Origin of the sequence: Sivoneniella epilithica UHCC 1019, assembly GCF_040830845.1 — a bacterium.
In the GTDB taxonomy this organism is placed as follows: domain Bacteria; phylum Cyanobacteriota; class Cyanobacteriia; order Leptolyngbyales; family Leptolyngbyaceae; genus ULC077BIN1.
This window is the reverse complement of record NZ_JBFPDP010000117.1, coordinates 1-916: the sequence shown is the minus strand read 5'-3', so window position 1 is coordinate 916 and position 916 is coordinate 1. Positions and strand designations below refer to the sequence as shown.

At 47.7% G+C, this 916-nt stretch carries 2 protein-coding genes; both read left to right on the top strand.

Translation table 11 applies throughout. The features are described 5' to 3' along the window. Positions 1-107 precede the first annotated feature (107 nt). Complete coding sequence (locus tag AB3R30_RS26895; RefSeq protein ID WP_458652273.1) at positions 108-374, top strand: hypothetical protein; 267 nt, start codon at positions 108-110, stop codon at positions 372-374. Between the two features lie 128 nt (positions 375-502). Beyond that, a complete protein-coding gene (locus AB3R30_RS26890) occupies positions 503-760 on the top strand; it encodes a hypothetical protein (RefSeq protein ID WP_458652272.1) in 258 nt (85 codons plus the stop codon). The last annotated feature ends 156 nt before the right edge of the window (positions 761-916 follow it).

The window sequence follows — 916 nt, the reverse complement described above, 5'->3', positions numbered from 1 at the left end:
ACTCCAGCCATTGGTAGACCTCATCTCTCTATCCTTCAGTTTATCTGATCTGTATCTACTCAAATTTAATTTGGTATTACAAAGGTTAACAAAGAGAGATTTCTGCCATGGGTTCAAATTTATTAGAGGCGACGAACACCTATTGGCGCAAGTTGAGCCAACTGGATGCGGCTTATCAACGGGGAGAGGTATCCCTTGAAGAAGTCGATGCTCAAGTAAAGGTGCTGATGGCAGAACTGGGGCAAGCTCGCAAAGAATCTTTCAGGTATTTCGTGAACGGACTGCGGAACACCTGGCATGAGCAGCGGGAGTTGTTTTTGGGGGTGTCTCTTCTGGGTATTTTGGCGTATACCTGGTTAGTATTGCCGTTGTAGCAACGCTTCAACTCTTTGCCATTGTTCCTGGGTCACTTCAAAATTTGTACTCCGGGGAGTCCGAAGCACTTGCAACTTTCGCAAAACTGGGTCGTGCCTGTCTTCCCGGGTTTCTGGCATCGGGAATCGTGCAGCAGAATATTGGCTTTGGCAAACGCATCCTTTGGTGGCTGGGACAAAGTGTCATTCTGATCGGTGGCTTCGTGCTGACGCTTAACTTCCTGCCCCAGTTGAGCTTCATGTTCCTGCTCCTACCGCTATTTCCACTGTTAATGGGAATTCTGTCTCTGGTTGCAGGTTTGACCAATCGAGCATGGGTGTATGCGATCAGTTCTGCTCTATTTTTCGGTTGGTTACTGGCAGCAGGTTTTCCCTTGTCCGCTTAACCCGTGAACTGTGAAATTCCCTCTTGGGAATCAGCCTCTCTTGCAAAGATTTGGCTAGATTAAAGAGGTCGGTTCTATCTAGTCGAACCTGAAAAACTGGAGTTCAGGCGATCGCCTGAGAGTGAATCAGGGGATGAGTCAAAAAGAAGCGGAACA

What these genes read in the sequence shown, in the direction of transcription:
- AB3R30_RS26895 (WP_458652273.1), top strand. Translation starts at nt 108, where the DNA reads ATGGGTTCAAATTTATTAGAGGCGACGAACACCTATTGGCGCAAGTTG.